A 20473-nucleotide genomic window follows, 5' to 3' on the forward strand; every position below is an offset into this window, starting at 1 on the left:
TATTACTCAACATCTCCATTTCCGCTGTCCATGTTGTCATGGTTCACAGTACCGCACATCGGCATTCGATGTGACGGAGCGAAATCCTTTAGGGGCAAAGTGTATTTTTTGTAAATCGACGATGATCACCTTTGATAACGTCGCGCTGCAAATACGCACTGACCATGCGCCGCTGGATTTCACAAAATAAGATCAGGCTCCCTCGTGGAGCCTTTTTTATATCTGCCTTATTTTTCTTCAACGCTGTATGTATAGTAAGCGATAACCTGTTGATTATTGAATCTTTAGGGGAGATAGCTTATAACATTTCTTACCTGACCAGGGTACCGGGAACCAACACCTTACTGGCGTGTTGCTGTCTTTTAAGACCAGAAGAGGTTAACAGTGAATATTGAAGAGTTAAAAAAACAAGCCGAAACGGAAATCGCTGACTTTATCGCGCAAAAAATCGCCGAGCTGAACAAGAATACAGGGAAAGAAGTCTCTGAAATTCGCTTCACCGCACGAGAAAAAATGACCGGGCTTGAAAGCTATGATGTCAAAATCAAAATAATGTGATTTTGTGAACATCACCCCGTGCGAGGTGATGTTCCGCTTGTTGCTAATTTAGTGACCAATCATTGGCGCTTGCGGAATTAAGCGTCGGTACAATTCCTCCGGCACCGGGCTTTGCCATACTCCCGCATACATTGCGTAACCAATCACCGCAAACATAATCCCCAGAACCAGTAGCGTCATTAACCAGCCAGACAACGCAAAGGCTTTTTTATTTGCCGCAGGTTTTTGCAGTGAAAAGGTCAATGTTGAGGCTACCGGACATGACTCTACGCAAGTCATACAACCGGTACATTCCACGGTTCGTACCTGAATTAATTTATCGACCGGGATCCGCGATGGGCAATTTTTTGCGCATTTGCCACAGTCGATACAACTTTCGGCATTGCGACGAATCTTAAACGGCGACAATAGCGAAACCACGCCCATCAGCGCGCCATATGGGCAAAGATAACGACACCAGGCATGGCGAATAAACAGACTGACAATCAGCAAAACGGTCACGCTGATTAATGTCGCGGTCCCCATATGACGAAAGAAATCGAGCATTTTAACGTCCATCACCACGCTGTAGGGCGACAACATAAAATAGTGAATAGCCTGAGCGGGCATCAATAACGCGATATAGAGAAAAAAACTCAACAGCAAATACTTCACGCCGCGCAGAGGAATATCCAGACAGCGGGGAAGGACAAATTGCCGACCAAACAGTTTGTTACCGAGATCGCCGATGAATTCAGAAAGCGTACCAACCGGGCATAACCATGAACAAAAGGCCTTTTTTAGTAATAGACTGATGACGATAAAAGCGACCAATAACAGCATCGCGGCGGCGTGGACGGACGGTAACTGGCCTGTTGCAAGGCTATATTTCAGATTCATCAGACCGGCAATCGGTAGCCAGCCTTCGATGCCTCCTGGCCTGGCGACAAATGTCGTACTACCTGCCGTTTCGTAATAGCGCACCCAATACCAGAACGTGATGGCAATATAAATATTAATTGCCAACAGTAATAATTGCGTCGCTTTACGCCAGGTCGTGGCATTGCGCCAGTCATTCCACGGTAATTTGCCGCCCGTCGTGCCTGGCCGCCGCTGCCAGCGGGTTCTTCTTTTCTCTGCCATGATTTTGCCAGTCCGTTAAGTTGCATACCAAATGCCACTATTCTAGTTGTTCTTAACTGGCTGATATTGATTCAAATCGCGTTCAGGTCTTTCTTATTCAACCATGCTTCCAGAGCGGCAACACTGCGTGTAATTTCTTCGTGTGGAAGGGGGGCAGATAATGGCTGCTGCTCCAGTTGTGCGCATAGCTGGCTGGCGCTACGCATTCCCAGACTCGAGCAACTGCTTTTTAGCTGATGTGCGGCACGCTTTATTTTCTCGCTTTCCTGACTGGCGCGGGCAATGTCGATGTCATCGAGAAGCGGCAGGGCATGTTGTTTAAATAATGTCAGCCATTCGTGGATCTTCTCCGTCCCCATCAACTGCGCATCTTCATTGAGTTGCGATACATCCAGCGGTTGATCGTTATTGACTTGCAGTTGAAGATAGTGCGCCAGTAACTGACCGAGCACTTCACGCGGCACCGGTTTAGGGATAATCCCGCGAAATAATGAACTGGTACGCTGGCGCAACGTTTCGTCGATGACATGAGCGCTAAAGCCAATCAAAACCAGCGACGGATATTGCTGTACCAGTTGTCGGGCAAGGGTAATACCGTCGATATCCGGCAGATCAAAATCCACCAGTGCGGCAGCAAACGGTTCGCTATTTTGCAACGTCTCTATCGCGTGCGCGGCATTGCCAACAGCAACGACCTGCGCACCACTGTTGTTCAGCATCTCAACGGTAATTCGCTGGGTTAGCGGGTTATCTTCAATTAACAGCAAACGTAAACCGTCCAGATGCACCGCCTGATTGACTGTTTTTGGCACGGGTGCCGTGGCAATACGTAACGGCAAGCGTAAACAAAAACAGCTTCCAACCTCCGGCGTGCTGGTGGCGCTGAGTTCGCCGCCCATCGCCTGGGCCAGACGGCTACTGATAGTCAGCCCCAGCCCGGTGCCGCCGCGTTTGCCGCTAACCTGAACAAATGGCTGGAAGATTTCAGCCAGTTTCGAGGGATCAATACCGCAGCCGCTGTCTTCCACTTCGACCAGCCATTGTTCGCCATCAGTGCGACTACGCAGGATAATGTGCCCTTCGTCGGTGAAACGCAGGGCGTTGCTCAACAGGTTGGTTATAACCTGACGAATACGCCGCGGATCGCCCATTAACGCAGTCGGTACATCGTCGGCAATTTCAGTTACCAGGCGAATCGGACGACCTTTCACCCGTCCGCTCATTAATTGCAGGGTACTTTCCAGCAGCGGGCGCGGTTCAAAGGGCTCATCGCTGACCGAAACATTCTTGCCGCCTGCTTCGATAGCCGAATAATCGAGAATATCGTTGAGGATGGTCAGCAACGATTCACCAGAGTCAGTAATTGCCCGCAAATCATCACGCTGGGCATTAAGTGCGGGGTTATCTGCCAGCAGTTGCGCGGTGCCGAGAATACCGTACAGCGGTGTGCGGATCTCATGGCTCATCGCCGCCAGAAACGCCGATTTTGCCTGGCTGGCTTTTTCTGCTTCCGCCCGTGCCTGTCGGTGTTCTATCACCAGCTCCTGCAATTCAGCTGTACGCGCTTTGACCTGCGCCGCCAGCTGTTCGCGGTGGCGATTCAGTGCATGAACACTGCTGCGAAACGCATCCATCAGCCGCCCGATGGTGTCCAGCTCCCGCACGCCAGCGGTTTCCGGAAAAGGGGAGTTGATATCACCGTCCAGCAGTCGTTGCAGCGCCTGCGTTTGTTCGGCAAGGGGACGCGTGACTGAGCGATAAACCACGCGCCAGAGGATCAGAATCAGTGCGCAAAGAGAAACTATCCCCAGCAATAACAGGCTGTATTGCCCGCGTGCACTGGCTTTTTCCAGATGCGCCAGGCCATGCTGATTACGCAGCTCAATGGTGTCGACCAGTTGACTGACTTCGCTACTAAACTGCGCGAACTGGGCGATGTTATTTTGGGCGAGAGTTTGCAGGCGATGACTGATTTCACTGTCCTGCTGATACAGTGCCAGCAAATCGCTATATTGGCTAACGGTAGTTAACGTTGTCGCGACCTGTGCACGAACACCGGGATCTTCAATGCGTATTTGCCGACGTTGCAGAATTTTAACCGCATTCTTGAGTTGCTTTTCCAGCGTTGACGCATTTTTCTGGATCTGTTCCAGCCCCAGATTCATCACCATTTGCTGCACCCGCAGGGCGCTAAGGCGCAGTTCATTCATCTGGTTAACGTACTCAAGATCGATATCAATCAGCCGATCAAGTGCGTTTTCTGCGGCCTGACGCTGATGTTGTTCGATCAAATCGTAAATCCCGGCCTGGGTCGCTCCGGCAGAGGTCGCCGCATTATTCGCCTGACCTTGTGCCAGGCGTGCGATCTCATCGGCAGCAGCGACTATCTGCTGGCTGAGTTGCTGTTGTTGCTGGCGCAGTTGCAAACGCTGCCCCACCAGTTCCCCTTGTTGACGTAACGAACGGGAGATCTCCTGCTCCTGTTGTTCAATAGCGGTAGTGTCAAACCCTTGTTCCCGTAACGCTTGCAGCAACGCGTTAATCTTCAGGCTTTGTGCGGTGAGCATTCGCCCCTGCGCCTGCCACATCTTTTCGTTATCGGCACTCGTCAGGTTCTGTGCGGCGAAAAGTTCCCAGGCGCTGGCTTCGCTCAACTGGCGCGCCATATTCATGGTAGGAATCAATGCCTGAGTATTGTCTTTTTCCACCTGGCTGATAAAGCGCAGGTTGTACCATCCCACCAGGGTACTGGTCAGGGTTAACAGCGCCATCAGGGCAAAGCCCATCCACAGTCTTCGGGTCAGGGTTAAATTCACGGTCAGTGTACTTAAGGTGAAAAAGGTTGAGTCGCAAAGCGGAATGCATCTAGCATAAAGCCTTATTATTGATGAGGCTATCATGCGCGTACTGCTATTGTTACTTCTTTCCCTTTTCATGTTGCCTGGATTTTCGGCTGATAACTTGTTGCGCTGGCATGATGCGCAGCATTTCTCGGTGCAACCCTCTACACCGCTTAAAGCCAAACGTTCATGGAAACTGTGCGCGCTTTATCCCAGCCTGAAAGATTCATATTGGTTATCGTTGAACTATGGTATGCAGGAGGCTGCTCGCCGCTACGGTGTGGATTTAAAAGTGCTGGAGGCAGGCGGCTACAGCCAGTTGGCTACCCAGCAAGCACAAATCGACCAGTGCAAACAGTGGGGGGCAGAGGCCATTTTGCTCGGTAGTAGCACGACGTCATTTCCCGACCTGCAAAAGCAGGTAGCAAGTCTGCCGGTGATCGAACTGGTAAATGCTATTGATGCTCCCCAGGTGAAAAGCCGCGTTGGTGTGCCGTGGTTTCAGATGGGCTATCAACCAGGGCGATATCTGGTGCAATGGAGTCACGGAAAACCACTGAACGTGCTGTTGATGCCCGGCCCCGATAACGCCGGGGGCAGTAAGGAGATGGTAGAGGGTTTCCGCGCCGCCATTGCCGGAAGCCCGGTGCGTATTGTCGATATTGCGCTCGGCGACAACGATATTGAAATCCAGCGTAACCTGTTGCAGGAGATGTTGGAGCGCCATCCAGAAATCGACGTTGTGGCCGGAACGGCGATTGCGGCAGAGGCGGCAATGGGTGAAGGGCGTAACCTGAAAACGCCGCTTACCGTGGTGTCGTTTTATCTTTCACATCAGGTGTATCGCGGGTTGAAGCGGGGAAGAGTGATTATGGCTGCCAGCGATCAAATGGTCTGGCAGGGGGAGCTGGCGGTTGAGCAAGCGATCAGGCAATTACAGGGACTATCGGTGTCTGATAATGTCAGCCCACCGATTTTAGTCCTGACGCCGAAAAATGCCGACCGCGAACATATCCGCCGCTCGCTGTCACCAGGGGGATTTCGTCCGGTCTATTTTTATCAGCACACATCAGCGGCTAAGAAATAACCTTCGCCATGTTGTGTCACCAGTAAATCCGCGCTGAGTTTATGACGTAAACGACGAATTAACACATCGACGGTGCGCAGGTCGGGGTTTTCCACCCGGCGCGCAGAAAGCATACGCAGCAGACGTTCACGGCTGAGAATTTCGCCCGGATTGGTCACAAATGCCACCAACATTTCATACTCTGCGCGGGTTAGTTTTATCGGTTCGCCATCAAGCTCCAGCGTATGGCGCGACACATTCAGGCAATAACCGGCAAAGCGATAGCAGTTGTCCTGAGTGAGCGGTTGAGCTTGTCGCGCGAGGTCGATTCGCCAGAGCAGATTTTTCACTCGTACCACCAGTTCGCGCAGTTCCAGCGGTTTGGTGACGTAATCGTCTGCGCCCATTTCCAGCCCAACAATACGGTCAATCCGATCGCTGCGTCCGGTAACCAGAATAATACCCACCGTCGAACGTTCCCGCAGGGCGCGGGTTAACATCAGGCCATTTTCATCGGGCAAATTGATATCCAGCAGAATTAAATCCACTGGCTGGTTTTGCATAATTTCACGCAGTCCGGCACCGCTCGCCGTAACGGAAACCGTATACCCCTCCTGAGTGAAGTAGGTTTGTAATCGCGCCTGGGTAACCGGCTCATCTTCAACAATAACAATGTGATGTGGCATCAGAGAGTTTTACTCATTCTGTTCATATCTGTTCATATTCTGCCGTAAGCCGTTCATCCTGACCAGTGCCGCTGTTCATATTTGCTTATTAAGATCGCTTCACTAAACCATAATTTTACAGGGGCTATTATGCGGAAACTCTGGAACGCGTTACGCCGACCCAGTGCTCGTTGGTCGGTACTGGCGCTGGTCGCTATTGGGATTGTGATTGGCATTGCGCTGATTGTGTTACCTCACGTGGGGATCAAAGTCACCAGCACAACCGAATTTTGTGTCAGTTGCCACAGTATGCAACCGGTGTATGAAGAATATAAACAGTCGGTGCATTTCCAGAACGCCTCCGGCGTGCGAGCTGAATGCCATGACTGCCATATCCCGCCGGATATTCCAGGCATGGTGAAGCGTAAACTGGAAGCGAGCAACGACATCTACCAGACCTTTATTGCCCACTCCATTGATACACCTGAGAAATTCGAAGCCAAACGCGCGGAACTTGCCGAGCGTGAATGGGCGCGAATGAAAGAAAACAACTCGGCAACCTGCCGCTCCTGCCATAACTACGACGCGATGGATCATGCGAAGCAGCATCCTGAAGCGGCACGTCAGATGAAGGTGGCAGCGAAAGATAATCAATCCTGCATCGACTGTCATAAAGGTATTGCCCACCAGTTGCCGGATATGAGTAGCGGCTTCCGTAAGCAGTTCGATGAGCTGCGCGCCAGTGCAAATGATAGTGGTGATACGCTGTACTCCATTGATATTAAGCCAATTTATGCGGCGAAAGGCGATAAAGAAGCCTCTGGTTCTCTGCTGCCTGCTTCGGAAGTGAAAGTCCTTAAACGTGACGGCGACTGGCTGCAAATTGAAATCACTGGCTGGACGGAAAGCGCAGGACGTCAGCGTGTACTCACCCAGTTCCCTGGCAAACGCATCTTTGTTGCCTCGATTCGTGGCGATGTTCAGCAGCAGGTGAAAACGCTGGAGAAAACCACCGTTACCGATACCAATACCGAGTGGAGCAAATTGCAGGCCACCGCGTGGATGAAGAAAGGCGACATGGTGAACGATATCAAACCGATCTGGGCTTATGCGGATTCGCTGTACAACGGCACCTGTAATCAATGCCACGGCGCACCGGAAATCGCCCACTTTGACGCTAATGGTTGGATTGGCACGCTCAACGGCATGATTGGCTTTACCAGCCTCGATAAACGTGAAGAACGGACCTTGCTGAAATATCTGCAAATGAATGCGTCTGATACCGCAGGTAAGGCTCACGGCGATAAGAAGGATGAAAAATAATGAACAATAACGATCTCTTTCAGGCATCACGTCGACGTTTTCTGGCACAACTCGGCGGCTTAACTGTCGCCGGGATGCTGGGGCCGTCACTGTTAACGCCGCGCCGTGCGACTGCGGCGCAAGCGGCGACCGAGGCTGTCACCTCGAAAGAGGGCATTCTGACCGGGTCGCACTGGGGGGCTATCCGCGCGACGGTGAAGGATGGTCGCTTTGTGGCCGCAAAACCGTTCGAACTGGATAAATATCCGTCGAAAATGATCGCCGGATTGCCGGAGCACGTACACAACGCGGCGCGTATTCGTTACCCGATGGTACGCGTGGACTGGCTACGTAAGCGCCATCTGAGCGACACCTCCCAGCGAGGTGATAACCGATTTGTGCGCGTGAGCTGGGATGAAGCCCTCGACATGTTCTATGAAGAACTGGAACGTGTGCAGAAAACGCACGGGCCGAGTGCCTTACTGACCGCCAGTGGTTGGCAGTCGACGGGGATGTTCCATAACGCGTCGGGGATGTTGGCGAAAGCGATTGCCTTACATGGTAATAGCGTTGGTACGGGTGGGGATTACTCCACCGGTGCTGCGCAGGTGATCCTGCCGCGTGTAGTTGGCTCAATGGAAGTGTATGAACAGCAAACCTCCTGGCCGCTGGTATTGCAGAACAGCAAAACCATTGTGCTGTGGGGCTCCGATTTGCTGAAAAACCAGCAAGCGAACTGGTGGTGCCCGGATCACGATGTTTATGAATATTACGCGCAGTTGAAAGCGAAAGTCGCCGCCGGTGAAATTCAGGTCATCAGCATCGATCCGGTTGTTACATCCACTCATGAGTATCTGGGACGCGAGCATGTGAAGCACATTGCGGTTAACCCGCAAACTGACGTGCCGCTGCAACTGGCGCTGGCGCATACGTTGTACAGCGAAAACCTGTACGACAAAAACTTCCTCGCTAACTACTGTGTGGGTTTTGAGCAGTTCCTGCCCTATCTGCTGGGCAAGAAAGACGGTCAGCCGAAAGATGCCGCATGGGCTGAAAAACTGACTGGCATTGATGCCGAAACCATTCGTGCTCTGGCGCGGCAGATGGCGGCGAACAGAACGCAGATTATTGCTGGTTGGTGCGTACAGCGTATGCAGCACGGTGAACAGTGGGCGTGGATGATTGTGGTTCTGGCGGCGATGCTGGGGCAAATTGGCCTGCCGGGTGGTGGCTTTGGTTTTGGCTGGCACTATAACGGCGCAGGCACGCCGGGACGTAAAGGCGTTATTCTGAGTGGTTTCTCCGGCTCTTCGTCGATTCCGCCTGTTCACGACAACAGTGATTACAAAGGCTACAGCAGCACCATTCCGATTGCCCGTTTTGTCGATGCGATCCTCGAACCGGGAAAAGTGATCAACTGGAATGGTAAATCGGTAAAACTGCCGCCGCTGAAAATGTGTATTATTGCCGGAACTAACCCGTTCCATCGCCATCAGCAGATCAACCGCATTATTGAAGGCTGGCGCAAGCTGGAAACGGTTATCGCCATAGATAACCAGTGGACCTCAACCTGCCGCTTTGCCGATATCGTGCTGCCTGCGACCACGCAGTTTGAGCGTAACGATCTCGACCAGTATGGCAACCACTCCAACCGTGGCATTATCGCCATGAAACAGGTCGTGCCGCCGCAGTTCGAGGCGCGCAACGACTTTGATATTTTCCGCGAGCTGTGCCGCCGCTTTAATCGCGAAGAAGCCTTTACCGAAGGGCTGGACGAAATGGGCTGGCTGAAACGCATCTGGCAGGAAGGTGTACAACAGGGCAAAGGACGCGGCGTTCATCTGCCAGCGTTTGATGACTTCTGGAATAACAAAGAGTACGTCGAGTTTGACCATCCGCAGATGTTTGTTCGCCACCAGGCATTCCGCGAAGATCCGGATCTCGAACCGCTGGGCACGCCGAGTGGCCTGATTGAGATCTACTCGAAAACCATCGCTGATATGAACTACGACGATTGTCAGGGGCATCCGATGTGGTTTGAGAAAATCGAACGCTCCCACGGTGGGCCCGGCTCGCAGAAGTATCCGTTGCATCTGCAATCTGTGCATCCGGATTTCCGACTTCACTCGCAGTTATGTGAATCAGAAACGTTGCGTCAGCAATATACGGTAGCGGGCAAAGAGCCAGTATTTATTAGCCCGCAGGATGCCAGTGCGCGCGGTATTCGTAACGGTGATGTGGTGCGCGTCTTTAACGCTCGTGGTCAGGTGTTGGCTGGAGCAGTGGTTTCTGACCGCTATGCACCCGGCGTGGCACGAATTCACGAAGGGGCATGGTACGATCCAGATAAAGGCGGTGAGCCTGGTGCGCTGTGCAAATACGGTAACCCCAACGTGTTGACCATCGACATCGGTACTTCGCAGCTGGCGCAGGCGACCAGTGCGCATACCACGCTGGTGGAAATTGAGAAGTACAACGGAACAGTGGAGCAGGTGACGGCGTTTAATGGCCCCGTTGAGATGGTGGCGCAGTGCGAATATGTTCCCGCGTCGCAGGTGAAATCATGACCACGCTGACAGCACAACAGATTGCCTGTGTCTACGCCTGGCTGGCGCAGTTGTTCACCCGTGAGCTGGACGATGAACAACTGACGCAGATCGCCAGTGCGCAGATGGCTGAATGGTTTTCGTTGCTAAAAAGCGAACCGCCGCTCACTGCGGCGGTGAACGAGCTGGAAACTAAAATTGCCGCTCTGACAGAGCGTGACGACGCTCGTCTGGAACTGGCCGCTGACTTTTGCGGCCTGTTTCTGATGACCGACAAACAAGCGGCGCTGCCGTATGCATCGGCCTACAAACAGGACGAGCAAGAGATTAAACGCTTGTTAGTTGAGGCAGGGATGGAAACCAGCGGCAATTTCAACGAACCGGCAGATCATCTGGCGATCTATCTCGAGTTGTTGAGTCATCTGTATTTTTCGCTGGGTGAGGAAACTATCCCTGCGCGAAGAATCGACAGTTTGCGGCAAAAAACACTGATGGCGCTGCGGCAATGGTTACCGGAGTTTGCGGCGCGTTGCCATCAGTATGATAGCTTTGGTTTTTACGCGGCACTAAGCCAGTTATTGCTGGCGTTAGTGGAGTGCGACAACCAAAACAGATAATGCCGTTTGTAGGCCAGATAAGACGCGTTGAGCGTCGCATTAGACATTAAGGCAGATCCGCCGGATGCGGCATGAACCTTATCCGGCCTACGGGGACAGTGCGCTTTGTAGGCCTGATAAGACGCGTTAAGCGTCGCATCAGGCAACAAACTCACGGATGAGCCACAAATCGGGAAAGCCGCTGGCGCAGCAGGCGGTTTTCCTGCTTCAGGTGCGCAATATCATCCATTAACGTCAGCGCCACCGCGATCCCCGGCCAGTCCAGAGCCAGTTCATGACGCAGGCGTACCGCACGTTGCACCACAATGGCGGCATGGTCGTCAAATACCCAGGTTGTTTCCAGGCGCTCTCGCGGTTCAACCACCCCCAAACCGACAATTTCATTCAATTCCTCTTCAGAGATGCCGGTATGTAGGCAAAATTCGGTAATAGTAAAAGTCACCGTAACATTAGCCATCATGCTTTCCCCCAATCTTTACGTGGATCAAAAGACGACTGGGCGTCTGCCAGTTGCTGCCACAGCGCGGCCGTATTTTCATCCGGTTTCGGCGGCATCACGATTTTCAGTACCGCATACAGATCGCCGGTCTGTTTTTTGCTCACCAGGCCTTTGCCTTTAACGCGTAATCGTTGCCCGGCCTGACTGCCCGGCGGGATAGTTAGCAAAATGCTTTCTTTCAGTGTTGGAACGGTGACTTTAGCACCCAGCGCCGCTTCCCACGGGCTAACCGGCACCACAATTTCCAGATCCTGGCCGACAATATCAAACAATGGATGCGGCGCAATATGAATCACCAGCCACAAATCGCCATTTGGGCCGCCATTTTCCCCCGGCGTTCCCTGGCCTTTCAGGCGGATGCGTTGACCATTGCCGACGCCCGCCGGGATCTTCACATTCAGCGTTTTCGGGATTTCCTGTTCGATCATGCCAAAGGCGTTATAAACCGGCAGGTTATAGCTGATGGTACGCTTGTGCTCAGTAAGCGTTTCTTCCAGGAATACCGCCACTTCGATTTCAATATCGTGGCCGCGGGTGGCGGGGCGTTGACGGCTCTGGCGGGCATGCTGACCGAAAATTGACGAGAAGATATCGTCAAAATCTTCGGCGTTAAAACTCTGACCGTCGTCATGATGGAATTGACGGTTAAATTGCGGATCGTTGCGATGTTGCCACATCTGATCATACTCAGCGCGACGTTGTTCATCACTTAACACTTCCCAGGCTTCAGCGACCTCTTTGAAGCGGGCTTCGGCATCCGGTTCTTTGCTGACGTCTGGATGGTATTTGCGGGCCAGTCGACGATAGGCGGTCTTGATTGTCTTGAGATCGTCCGTCGGTTTCACGCCCATGATGGCGTAATAATCCTTTAGTTCCATAGCGTTATCTCGCGTAAATCAACACAAATTGAAGGAACCCCTGTAAGGTAACTCCTATAAGTGTAGGGTAATCCTCAAAATTTCATATGCCAACACAGAATATGTTATTGAAATCATCGTGGAGAGGAGGTGGCGTCAAGATGGATTGCTGAGCATAGTTTAAACAGGTAAAAGGGTGAGCGATTTTTGATAGTTAAATCAGGCACTTTAAGCTTAACTAGGACGTCATTATTTATTAAATTTTATAGGCGCTATATATGGGTAGTAATATACATGGAGTAAGTTGCAGTGCTAATAATTATTTGAAAACAGCCTGGGCCGATATAAAAACCAGGCGCGAAGAAAATCAAAAATGTTCAATCACGCTTTTTGAACAAAAACTAGAGTGTTTTATGCGGTTGTACAATGAAATCATGCGGAAAGAAGAAAGTATTTCATGCCTGGTGTGTGAATCACTAGAAACAGAATTAGAGGAAATGCAAAATGATAATGATTTATCTTCATTTATGAAAACATTACGTACTCATGATACAAACACTTATTCAGGGGATTCAGGAGGCATTACCTATACTATACAATATTTTCAAGAAAGAGAGCTTGTTAATATATCCTTGCCGGGTATGTTTTCACAGGCTATTGCAGGCTTTAAAAGTAGCTGTTGGTATAAATTTATAGCATATGTTGATATCTTAAATGAGTGTAATGATGTTTTTTCTGAGTATTGCTTTGATGATGATGAAATTACGAGTGTCCAGCCAAAACGGATAAATACGCCGGGAATATATGATTCAGTTACTGGTATTGATTTGTCTGGTATATCTTTTATTCAGAGTGAAATTAATCAAGCGCATGGATTAAAATACGCGCCTGTAGATGGCGATGGATATTGTTTGTTAAGAGCCATACTGGTTATAAAACACGTTGATTATTCATGGGCGCTTGGCAGTCAAAAGACGCAAAAAGAAGTATACGACGAATTTATTAAAATTGTTGATAAACAAGTGATTGAGTCTTTTGTTGATGCAGCATTCTTTAATCTCAGGGAAGATATTAAGACATTATTTGGCGTTGATCTGCATTCTGACAACCAAATTCAGGACATGGGTAATTCTTTAGCGTCGAATTTTATTAAGTTTAAAAAAGAATTCATTGGTAGTTGCTTGAATGACGAAAGATGCATATTGCATTTACCCGAGTTTATATTTAATGATAACAAGGGTTCGCTTGTTTTAAATACCGACTCTCCGGAAAAGGTTAAAGCGGTGAAGAATTTTCTTGCTGTGCTTTCAGATAGCATTTGTTCATTGTTTATTGTTACCTGTAATGTGGGATCAATCTCCTTGGGGAGTGAATCCTTTTCAACAGATGAAGATCTTGAGTATGGTTATTTAATAAATACTGGCAATCATTATGACGTTTACCTCCCTACTGAACTTTTTGCTCAGTCATACCAGTTAAACCATAAGGAAATGAAAGCGCAACTGGACTATTTAAATCGTTATGCCATCTAATGATAAAGACATGTGCTAAAATAGTTTTTATTAGTCTCACATTCTCTTTTTACTAGTAAATATTGCCCCTGTATCGATAACGTCGGTGATATTCTGTCTAGCCCATGGTGAAATCATCAACGGCGTACACGAGGCAGGGGCCAATCATGCATAGGTTGCGTCAAATCTTGCCTTTTTTTAATGACAAATATAGAAAAACAGGCACTCAACAAGCCATTTTGCGAACCTGTTCCCGGAAAAATGTCATATTTCTGTCACACTCTTTGGTGATTGATAACAAAAGAGGTGCCAGGAATGAACAAAACGCTAATCGCCGCAGCTGTGGCAGGGATAGTTTTACTCGCTTCAAATGCTCAGGCACAAACCGTACCGGAAGGCTATCAGTTGCAGCAAGTGCTCATGATGAGCCGCCATAACTTACGTGCGCCGCTGGCGAACAATGGCAGTGTGCTGGAACAATCCACACCGAATAAATGGCCAGGATGGGACGTCCCTGGTGGGCAGCTCACCACCAAAGGCGGTGTGCTGGAAGTGTATATGGGCCACTATATGCGTGAGTGGCTGGCAGAGCAGGGGATGGTGAAATCGGGTGAATGCCCGCCGCCGGACACCGTTTATGCCTATGCCAACAGCCTGCAACGTACCGTCGCAACCGCGCAGTTCTTTATTACTGGCGCATTCCCTGGGTGTGACATTCCAGTCCACCACCAGGAAAAAATGGGCACCATGGACCCAACCTTTAACCCAGTGATCACCGATGATTCCGCCGCATTCAGTGAACAGGCGGTGGCGGCAATGGAGAAAGAGCTCGGCAAACTCCAGCTTACCGACAGCTACAAGCTACTGGAAAAAATCGTTAACTATAAAGATTCTCCTGCCTGTAAAGAGAAGCAACAGTGTTCGCTTGTAGATGGAAAAAACACCTTTAGCGCGAAGTATCAACAAGAACCGGGCGTTTCCGGGCCGCTGAAAGTCGGCAACTCGCTGGTAGATGCGTTTACTTTGCAATACTACGAAGGTTTTCCGATGGATCAGGTGGCGTGGGGAGAAATCAAATCTGACCAGCAGTGGAAAGTGTTGTCGAAGCTGAAAAACGGTTACCAGGATAGCCTGTTTACCTCACCGGAAGTGGCGCGCAATGTTGCGAAACCACTGGTCAGTTATATCGACAAAGCGCTGGTGACAGATCGCGCCAGTGCACCGAAAATCACGGTGCTGGTGGGGCACGACTCAAACATTGCCTCTCTGTTAACGGCACTGGATTTCAAACCGTATCAGTTGCATGACCAGAACGAACGCACGCCGATTGGCGGTAAAATCGTTTTCCAGCGTTGGCATGACAGCAAAGCTAATCGCGATTTGATGAAAATTGAATATGTGTACCAGAGTGCGGAACAGTTGCGTAATGCTGATGCGTTAACGTTGCAGGCTCCGGCTCAGCGCGTGACGCTGGAATTAACCGGCTGCCCGATAGACGCTGATGGTTTCTGCCCAATGGATAAGTTTGATAGCGTGTTGAATGAAGCGGTGAAATAACAGAAAACTCCCCCGCGTGAAGCGGGGGAGTCGCTGGTTAAACGTTTTTACGTTCGATGGTCTGTTCGCCCCAAAAAAGCGAATCTTTATCGGTTTTAGCAAAGGCTTTAACTAACACTTCATCGCTACCTTCTTCCCAAATCTTTTCCGCCATTTTTTCGTCGTACCCGGCGACTTCGAAAATGGCCTCGGCTATTTCCGGCGACGTATTGCGCAGAGATGCCCATTCACCGACGTGATGAGCTTTCGCTTCTTGAGTTGGCATGCGTATCCTCCTGTTGAAGATTAGCCGTTAAGTTTAACTGCCAGACCTGCGACATATTCCCCTTGATAACGAGCAATAGACAGTTCTTCCTGGCTGGGCTGGCGTGAACCGTCACCGCCTGCGATGGTGGTTGCGCCGTACGGCGTACCGCCGCGAACCTGTGAAACGTCAAATAATTCCTGCGCTGCGTAGCCAATGGGGACAATCACCATGCCGTGATGCGCAAGGGTCGTCCAGGTGGATGTGATGGTTTGTTCCTGACCACCGCCAGTACCTGTGGAGCTAAAGACGCTCGCCAGTTTGCCGTACAGCGCGCCGGAAGCCCACAGGCCGCCCGTCTGGTCGAGGAAGGTACGCATTTGACCGGACATGTTACCAAAGCGGGTAGGTGTACCAAAAATAATGGCGTCGTAATCGGCCAGTTCTTGCGGGGTTGCAACCGGTGCAGTTTGCGTTTTACCGCCTGCTTTTTCAAATAATTGCGGCGGCATGGTTTCCGGTACACGCTTAACGACAACTTCTGCGCCATCCACTTTGCTTGCACCTTCAGCAACTGCGCGCGCCATCGTTTCAATATGTCCGTACATGGAATAATAAAGCACCAGAACTTTAGCCATTTCTAACCACTCCTCGTGTTATCTCTATTCCGTAGCGATTCGCTACCACTTATTTAAAGATAAGACGTCCTTTTCAGAGTGCAAATTTCACAACCACTTATTTGATTTATAACAACTTTCACAAGCACGCAATTTTGTCGCAAAATGACACATTTTTATCTCATCGCGTTTTTTTAATCATAAGAGCGGCTTATAGATAATTATTGGAGATGATATCTATTCTCGCTAAGAAGCTGTTGCAGGATATTACCAAACGCGGGTCTGCCCGCGTCAGTTCACTAAGCTTAGTCCCACGTAGCGAAAATATGGCAGCCGCCATACGCCGCGTTAATTCTATGCAATATGATGTCTATACCCAGACGGAGGTCAGTAATGGCAAACCATCGAGGCGGTTCCGGCAATTTTGCAGAAGACCGCGAAAGAGCATCAGAAGCAGGTAAAAAAGGTGGACAGCACAGCGGGGGTAATTTCAAAAATGACCCGCAGCGCGCATCTGAAGCAGGTAAAAAAGGTGGCAAGAGCAGTCACGGTAAAAGCGACAACTAGCCGGGCTAATCAATGACGTATGCATTTTTGTCTGTAGCTCGTCAAAAAGCCATCGCCGCCGGTTACCCCGGCGGTTGATACTTATGACAAATGTAAGCTTGCCTGATGCGCGATGCTTATCAGGCCTACCAGAAGATTGCAATATATTGAATTTGCACTGTTTTGTAGGCCGGATAAGGCGTTCACGCCGCATCCGGCATGAACAATGCGCACGTTGTCAACAATCTGCACCGCCGGTAATCCCGGCGGTTTTCTGTTTATGGTTCCTGATGAACAACTTCTGGCGGAGGAACGTCAACCAACCTTCTGCTCAACAACGCATTGAGTAAAATCGCGCCAAAGGTTGCTGTACCGATCCCTCCCAACGTAAAACCGCCCAGCGTGAGAGCAAAATCACCCGCGCCCAGCACTAAGGTTACTGCGACCATAATCAAATTACCGTTCTGGCTTAAATCGACACGGTTTTGTACCCAGATCCGTGCGCCTGCGACGGCAATCAGCCCGAACACAACAATTGAAGCACCACCAATCACCGGTGCAGGAATGGTATGGATCAGCGCGCCAAATTTCGGCGAAAAGCCCAACAGCAAGGCGATGACGGCAGCAGCAACAAACACCAGCGTCGAGTAGACTTTTGTCACAGCCATCACACCGATATTTTCAGCATAGGTGGTTACGCCGCTACCGCCGACAGAGCCGGAAAGCATTGTTGCCAGCCCATCGCCCACGAATGCCCGCCCCATATATGGATCCATATTGCGTCCGGTCATCCCGGCGACCGCCTTGAGATGACCTAAGTTTTCCGCCACCAGAATCACCGCCACGGGCGCAATCAGCATCATTGCCTGACCATTAAAAGCAGGAGTGGAAAAATGTGGCAGACCGAACCAGGCAGCATGGCTGACGAGCGTAAAATCGACGGCTTTTCCCAGCCCTAAAACGTTGGTCATCACGCCATACAGCAGACAGGCGACAATTAATCCTACGAGAATCAATAATCGCTGGATCATGCCACGGGTAAACACCGCCACCAGCCCAATACACAGCACCGTCATTACCGCCATCCAACTATCAAAGGCCGAAGCCGATACACTTTTCACTGCGATAGGCGCTAAGTTCAGGCCAATCGCCATCACCACCGCACCCGTCACAACCGGCGGCATTAGTCGTTCAATCCAGCGCGTACCGATTTTCATCACCACCAGGCCAATGACGGTATAAACCAGCCCACAGGCGATAATCCCGCCCAGCGCGATGCTGATATTCGGATTAATTCCCTGACCATTAAAGCCCGTCGCGGCGATCACCACGCCGACAAAAGCCGCGCTGGAACCGAGATAACTGGGGACGCGCCCGCCGGTAATAAAGAAAAACAGTAACGTGCCGATCCCCGACATTAAAATGGAAAGGTTGGGATCCAGCCCCATCAGAATCGGCATTAACACCGTCGCGCCAAACATCGCCACCGCGTGTTGAACGCCCATTATTGCCGTCTGAGCAAACGGCAATCGTTCATCCGGCGCGACCACGCCGCTCTCTGTAGAGGTCGATTTTAACTGCCAGTGAGGAAAACCGAACATTGCCATCAGCAGTCTCCTTAAGGAGGTTAACAAGCAGGGCGCATTAGCGCGTGATAACTGCGATCGAACCACACCAGTCCGTAGGGAGTAGCGTGACGATGAATCGCCTCGATGGCGCAAAACAGGATGTCGTGGGTGCCGATGCTCACCACCTGGCTGATGCGGCAGTCAAACGAAACCAGTGCTTCTTCCAGTTGCGGGCATCCGGTCACACCAGTCTGCCAGCGGGCGGCGGCAAAGCGGTGTTCCATGGGCGTTTTGCCGCCAAAAAGGTTTGAAAGCGGCTCCTGCCCGGCGCTAAGTGTATTTACACACAGCGTTCGATTTTCATTGAATACCGGCCAGACGGACGCCCCACGATTCAGGCACACCAGTAATGTGGGCGGTGTGTCGGTTACGCTACAGACGGCGCTGGCGGTGAAGCCAGCACGCCCGGCGGGACCGTCCGTGGTGATGATATTGACTGCCGCACCCATACAGGACATCGCATCGCGAAAGGTTTGTTGATCGACAATGTTCATGGTTTGCTCCTTACAACAGCCCGCAGGCCTCTTCAAAGGACAGACGCGGAAGACGCGCATATAGTTTGCTGCTATCGCCATAGCCGATGTTAATCAGCAGGTTGCTTTTCAGCGAGCTACCCGCAAAAAAGGCGTCGTCCACGTGTTGACGGTCAAAACCCGACATCGGGCCGGTATCCAGCCCCAGCGCACGGCAGGCGACGATCAGATAGGCCGCCTGCATGGAACTGTTGCGAAACGCCGTTTCTTCAGCAAGTTTTGGGCTGGAGGTAAACCAACTGCGGGCATCGCCGTGGGGAAACAGTTGCGGTAACCGTTCATAAAATTCGCTATCCCAGGCGACGATAGCAGTGACGGGCGCGGTCAGGGATTTTTGCAGATTGCCGCTGGAAAGCGCCGGGCGCAGACGTTCTTTTGCTTCTGCAGTGCGGATAAATACGATGCGCGCCGGAGAACAGTTGGCTGACGTTGGCCCCCATTTCATCAGGGCATAAATCTCCCGTAACGTCTCATCGCTGACGGGTGTCTCCCGCCAGCCGTTGTGAGTTCGGGCGTCGGTAAACAGGGTGCTAAGCGCACCAGGGCTAACGGCTTCGTTCATAGCAATTCCTTACAGGCGGCTTCACGATGATGTAACAGGCTGGCAAGCCCGTTGAGTAACAGAGCATTAAACGTTTCGGGATCGGTCACGTTGCAGGCGTGTCCGCCATAGCGCATCACCATTTTCTGGCTATCGGGCAGGGCGGCATGAAGTTCACTGGAACAGGCTGAGGGCACCAGCAGATCATCACTGGCGCAGATGATTTGCACCGGGCAGCGGATGCGATCCGTATGGCGACTAAAGTCAGCACGTTTGAGGGCGTTAAGTCGACGCAGTAAATTGTTTTTGCCCTGAAAATGCGCCAGTGCCAGCGCGTCCTCCGCTTCAAGGCGAGGGGCGCGGGCCGCCATCCAGTCGGAGGGGTAGAGGAACAACGGCTGCGCTTCCACCCATGCCTGCGCGCCGCCGCTATGCAGTAATCGTTCGCGAACCTGAAAACAGCGGCGGGTATGGGCGTTTATTCGTAGCCAGCCGTTAACGCTGACCAGTGCAGTGACCGATGCGGGATAATCCAGCGCCAGCTGCATTCCCACCAGCGCCCCGAGCGCATGGCCGATCACCGCATAACGCTCAATCCCCACACTCATCAGCGCCTGATGCAGTTCCTCTGCCATCTGCGCCAAACTGTAGTCTTCCGCCAGCGTATCTGGATTATTTCCGGTACCGCGCTGGTCGTAACAGACTACCTGATACTCCTGCTCCAGCACCGCCAGTTGCGGCAACCAGTAATTGCCGCTGCCGCCAAGACCCGAAATCAATACCACTACGGGCGCATCAGCATAAGGGGGAGGTGAGAGTGAAAGTTTCATCGCCACCTCACTTAGCGATATGCGCAATCGTGGCGATTTCCACCAGCGCGTCAGGCTTTACCAGTCCGCACTGAATGCAGAATCGCGCCGGTTTATCATCAGGGAAAAACTCGGCGTAGATTTCGTTAATCGCGGCGTAATTTTTCCAGTCGGTAATAAAGATGCTGTTGAAGGTCACGTCCGCCATCGTGCCACCCGCCGTCTCGATAACCTTGCGGATGGTCTCCAGAACGTGGCGGGTTTGCGCCTTTGGGTCATCGGCAAACAGCACGTTATTATGTTGATCAAAAGCCAGCGTGCCGGAGACATACACCACGCCATCAGCCAGCGTGCCGGGAACGAAGGGGGCCAGCGGTGCGCTGCTGCCAGCAGGAATAATTACGGATTTCGGCAT

The 20473-nt window shown here is 51.3% G+C and carries 22 protein-coding genes; 10 read left to right on the plus strand and 12 right to left on the minus strand.

Going from position 1 to position 20473, the window contains the following annotated elements; all coding sequences use genetic code 11:
- Nucleotide 1: 1 nt before the first annotated feature.
- Genes ymcF through FQZ95_RS25300 form a run of 3 tightly spaced genes read left to right on the plus strand, consistent with a single transcriptional unit; the run spans nt 2 to nt 558 of the window.
- Nucleotides 2-190, plus strand: a complete 189-nt coding sequence (gene ymcF / locus FQZ95_RS25290) for a cold shock small protein YmcF (protein WP_071524879.1) — start codon at nt 2-4, stop codon at nt 188-190.
- Nucleotides 165-395, plus strand: a complete 231-nt coding sequence (gene ymcE / locus FQZ95_RS25295) for a protein YmcE (protein WP_032183892.1) — start codon at nt 165-167, stop codon at nt 393-395. The genes ymcF and ymcE overlap by 26 nt, the downstream gene beginning before the upstream one ends.
- A complete protein-coding gene (locus tag FQZ95_RS25300; protein WP_001019197.1) occupies nt 385-558 on the plus strand; it encodes a GnsA/GnsB family addiction module toxin in 174 nt (57 codons plus the stop codon). Before ymcE ends, FQZ95_RS25300 begins: the two co-directional genes overlap by 11 nt.
- Nucleotides 559-606: 48 nt before the next feature.
- Here the strand turns inward: FQZ95_RS25300 and FQZ95_RS25305 are convergent, their stop codons facing one another.
- Both FQZ95_RS25305 and torS read right to left on the minus strand, forming a co-directional pair.
- Nucleotides 607-1680 carry a 4Fe-4S binding protein gene (locus tag FQZ95_RS25305; RefSeq protein WP_103253241.1) on the minus strand — a complete coding sequence of 358 codons (1074 nt, stop codon included), beginning with the start codon at nt 1678-1680 and terminating at the stop codon, nt 607-609.
- Between the two features lie 71 nt (nt 1681-1751).
- On the minus strand, nt 1752-4496 hold the full coding sequence (gene torS / locus FQZ95_RS25310; RefSeq protein ID WP_160530924.1) for a TMAO reductase system sensor histidine kinase/response regulator TorS: 2745 nt from the start codon (nt 4494-4496) through the stop codon (nt 1752-1754).
- Nucleotides 4497-4578: 82 nt separating this feature from the next.
- On the opposite strand from torS, the gene torT reads away from it, so the two are divergent.
- A complete protein-coding gene (gene torT, locus FQZ95_RS25315; RefSeq protein ID WP_104917583.1) occupies nt 4579-5607 on the plus strand; it encodes a TMAO reductase system periplasmic protein TorT in 1029 nt (342 codons plus the stop codon).
- Here torT and torR read toward each other — a convergent pair.
- Nucleotides 5580-6272: a two-component system response regulator TorR gene (gene torR / locus FQZ95_RS25320; RefSeq protein ID WP_001120131.1), complete on the minus strand. Its 693-nt coding sequence runs from the start codon at nt 6270-6272 to the stop codon at nt 5580-5582. The two genes, torT and torR, sit on opposite strands and share 28 nt — an antisense overlap.
- Before the next feature lie 129 nt (nt 6273-6401).
- Between torR and torC the strand changes: the two genes are divergently transcribed.
- From torC to torD, 3 genes are read left to right on the plus strand one after another with little or no spacing between them, the layout of a single operon-like run.
- Complete coding sequence (gene torC / locus FQZ95_RS25325) at nt 6402-7574, plus strand: pentaheme c-type cytochrome TorC (protein ID WP_160530926.1); 1173 nt, start codon at nt 6402-6404, stop codon at nt 7572-7574.
- Nucleotides 7574-10120 carry a trimethylamine-N-oxide reductase TorA gene (gene torA / locus FQZ95_RS25330; protein ID WP_160530928.1) on the plus strand — a complete coding sequence of 849 codons (2547 nt, stop codon included), beginning with the start codon at nt 7574-7576 and terminating at the stop codon, nt 10118-10120. The genes torC and torA overlap by 1 nt, the downstream gene beginning before the upstream one ends.
- The gene (torD, locus tag FQZ95_RS25335) at nt 10117-10716 is read left to right on the plus strand and encodes a molecular chaperone TorD (RefSeq protein ID WP_160530930.1); all 600 of its coding nucleotides are present in this window, start codon (nt 10117-10119) and stop codon (nt 10714-10716) included. Before torA ends, torD begins: the two co-directional genes overlap by 4 nt.
- A gap of 151 nt (nt 10717-10867) precedes the next feature.
- Here torD and cbpM read toward each other — a convergent pair whose 3' ends face one another.
- Nucleotides 10868-11173, minus strand: a complete 306-nt coding sequence (gene cbpM, locus FQZ95_RS25340) for a chaperone modulator CbpM (RefSeq protein WP_000024566.1) — start codon at nt 11171-11173, stop codon at nt 10868-10870.
- Nucleotides 11173-12093: a curved DNA-binding protein gene (gene cbpA / locus FQZ95_RS25345; RefSeq protein ID WP_000420611.1), complete on the minus strand. Its 921-nt coding sequence runs from the start codon at nt 12091-12093 to the stop codon at nt 11173-11175. Before cbpA ends, cbpM begins: the two co-directional genes overlap by 1 nt.
- Nucleotides 12094-12350: 257 nt before the next feature.
- Between cbpA and FQZ95_RS25350 the strand changes: the two genes are divergently transcribed.
- Both FQZ95_RS25350 and agp read left to right on the plus strand, forming a co-directional pair.
- Nucleotides 12351-13604 (plus strand): hypothetical protein, encoded by a 1254-nt coding sequence (locus FQZ95_RS25350; protein WP_160530932.1) that lies wholly within the window; start codon nt 12351-12353, stop codon nt 13602-13604.
- A gap of 294 nt (nt 13605-13898) precedes the next feature.
- Entirely contained in the window at nt 13899-15140 is a 1242-nt protein-coding gene (gene agp, locus FQZ95_RS25355) for a bifunctional glucose-1-phosphatase/inositol phosphatase (protein ID WP_105277095.1), read from the plus strand.
- Between the two features lie 37 nt (nt 15141-15177).
- Here the strand turns inward: agp and FQZ95_RS25360 are convergent, their stop codons facing one another.
- Both FQZ95_RS25360 and wrbA read right to left on the minus strand, forming a co-directional pair.
- Nucleotides 15178-15405 carry a YccJ family protein gene (locus FQZ95_RS25360; RefSeq protein ID WP_001143120.1) on the minus strand — a complete coding sequence of 76 codons (228 nt, stop codon included), beginning with the start codon at nt 15403-15405 and terminating at the stop codon, nt 15178-15180.
- Between the two features lie 20 nt (nt 15406-15425).
- Nucleotides 15426-16022: an NAD(P)H:quinone oxidoreductase gene (gene wrbA / locus FQZ95_RS25365; RefSeq protein WP_001151437.1), complete on the minus strand. Its 597-nt coding sequence runs from the start codon at nt 16020-16022 to the stop codon at nt 15426-15428.
- A 372-nt stretch (nt 16023-16394) separates the two neighbouring features.
- Here wrbA and FQZ95_RS25370 point away from each other — a divergent pair, with 372 nt between their 5' ends.
- Nucleotides 16395-16568, plus strand: a complete 174-nt coding sequence (locus tag FQZ95_RS25370) for a general stress protein (RefSeq protein ID WP_001273658.1) — start codon at nt 16395-16397, stop codon at nt 16566-16568.
- A gap of 257 nt (nt 16569-16825) precedes the next feature.
- On the opposite strand, the gene rutG is transcribed toward FQZ95_RS25370, so the two are convergent.
- From rutG to rutC, 5 genes are read right to left on the minus strand one after another with little or no spacing between them, the layout of a single operon-like run.
- A complete protein-coding gene (gene rutG, locus FQZ95_RS25375) occupies nt 16826-18154 on the minus strand; it encodes a pyrimidine utilization transport protein G (RefSeq protein WP_160530934.1) in 1329 nt (442 codons plus the stop codon).
- Between the two features lie 20 nt (nt 18155-18174).
- Entirely contained in the window at nt 18175-18669 is a 495-nt protein-coding gene (rutF, locus tag FQZ95_RS25380; RefSeq protein ID WP_001028092.1) for an NADH-dependent FMN reductase RutF, read from the minus strand.
- Nucleotides 18670-18679: 10 nt separating this feature from the next.
- Complete coding sequence (locus tag FQZ95_RS25385; RefSeq protein ID WP_160530936.1) at nt 18680-19270, minus strand: malonic semialdehyde reductase; 591 nt, start codon at nt 19268-19270, stop codon at nt 18680-18682.
- Nucleotides 19267-20079, minus strand: coding sequence for a pyrimidine utilization protein D (rutD, locus tag FQZ95_RS25390; protein WP_160530938.1), 813 nt, complete (start codon nt 20077-20079; stop codon nt 19267-19269). The genes FQZ95_RS25385 and rutD overlap by 4 nt, the downstream gene beginning before the upstream one ends.
- A gap of 7 nt (nt 20080-20086) precedes the next feature.
- A complete protein-coding gene (gene rutC, locus FQZ95_RS25395; RefSeq protein ID WP_032183904.1) occupies nt 20087-20473 on the minus strand; it encodes a 3-aminoacrylate deaminase in 387 nt (128 codons plus the stop codon).

The organism is Escherichia sp. HH41S (assembly GCF_009820115.1).
Taxonomy (GTDB): Bacteria; Pseudomonadota; Gammaproteobacteria; order Enterobacterales; family Enterobacteriaceae; genus Escherichia; species Escherichia coli_F.

Coding starts and splice junctions, on each gene's coding strand:
- FQZ95_RS25305 (WP_103253241.1), bottom strand. CDS start 1,680: ATGGCAGAGAAAAGAAGAACCCGCTGGCAGCGGCGGCCAGGCACGACG.
- FQZ95_RS25350 (WP_160530932.1), top strand. CDS start 12,351: ATGGGTAGTAATATACATGGAGTAAGTTGCAGTGCTAATAATTATTTG.
- torT (WP_104917583.1), top strand. CDS start 4,579: ATGCGCGTACTGCTATTGTTACTTCTTTCCCTTTTCATGTTGCCTGGA.
- FQZ95_RS25360 (WP_001143120.1), bottom strand. CDS start 15,405: ATGCCAACTCAAGAAGCGAAAGCTCATCACGTCGGTGAATGGGCATCT.
- FQZ95_RS25370 (WP_001273658.1), top strand. CDS start 16,395: ATGGCAAACCATCGAGGCGGTTCCGGCAATTTTGCAGAAGACCGCGAA.
- rutD (WP_160530938.1), bottom strand. CDS start 20,079: ATGAAACTTTCACTCTCACCTCCCCCTTATGCTGATGCGCCCGTAGTG.
- agp (WP_105277095.1), top strand. CDS start 13,899: ATGAACAAAACGCTAATCGCCGCAGCTGTGGCAGGGATAGTTTTACTC.
- torC (WP_160530926.1), top strand. CDS start 6,402: ATGCGGAAACTCTGGAACGCGTTACGCCGACCCAGTGCTCGTTGGTCG.
- rutF (WP_001028092.1), bottom strand. CDS start 18,669: ATGAACATTGTCGATCAACAAACCTTTCGCGATGCGATGTCCTGTATG.
- torD (WP_160530930.1), top strand. CDS start 10,117: ATGACCACGCTGACAGCACAACAGATTGCCTGTGTCTACGCCTGGCTG.
- cbpM (WP_000024566.1), bottom strand. CDS start 11,173: ATGGCTAATGTTACGGTGACTTTTACTATTACCGAATTTTGCCTACAT.
- torR (WP_001120131.1), bottom strand. CDS start 6,272: ATGCCACATCACATTGTTATTGTTGAAGATGAGCCGGTTACCCAGGCG.
- torA (WP_160530928.1), top strand. CDS start 7,574: ATGAACAATAACGATCTCTTTCAGGCATCACGTCGACGTTTTCTGGCA.
- rutG (WP_160530934.1), bottom strand. CDS start 18,154: ATGGCAATGTTCGGTTTTCCTCACTGGCAGTTAAAATCGACCTCTACA.
- FQZ95_RS25385 (WP_160530936.1), bottom strand. CDS start 19,270: ATGAACGAAGCCGTTAGCCCTGGTGCGCTTAGCACCCTGTTTACCGAC.
- wrbA (WP_001151437.1), bottom strand. CDS start 16,022: ATGGCTAAAGTTCTGGTGCTTTATTATTCCATGTACGGACATATTGAA.
- cbpA (WP_000420611.1), bottom strand. CDS start 12,093: ATGGAACTAAAGGATTATTACGCCATCATGGGCGTGAAACCGACGGAC.
- rutC (WP_032183904.1), bottom strand. CDS start 20,473: ATGCCGAAATCCGTAATTATTCCTGCTGGCAGCAGCGCACCGCTGGCC.
- ymcE (WP_032183892.1), top strand. CDS start 165: ATGCGCCGCTGGATTTCACAAAATAAGATCAGGCTCCCTCGTGGAGCC.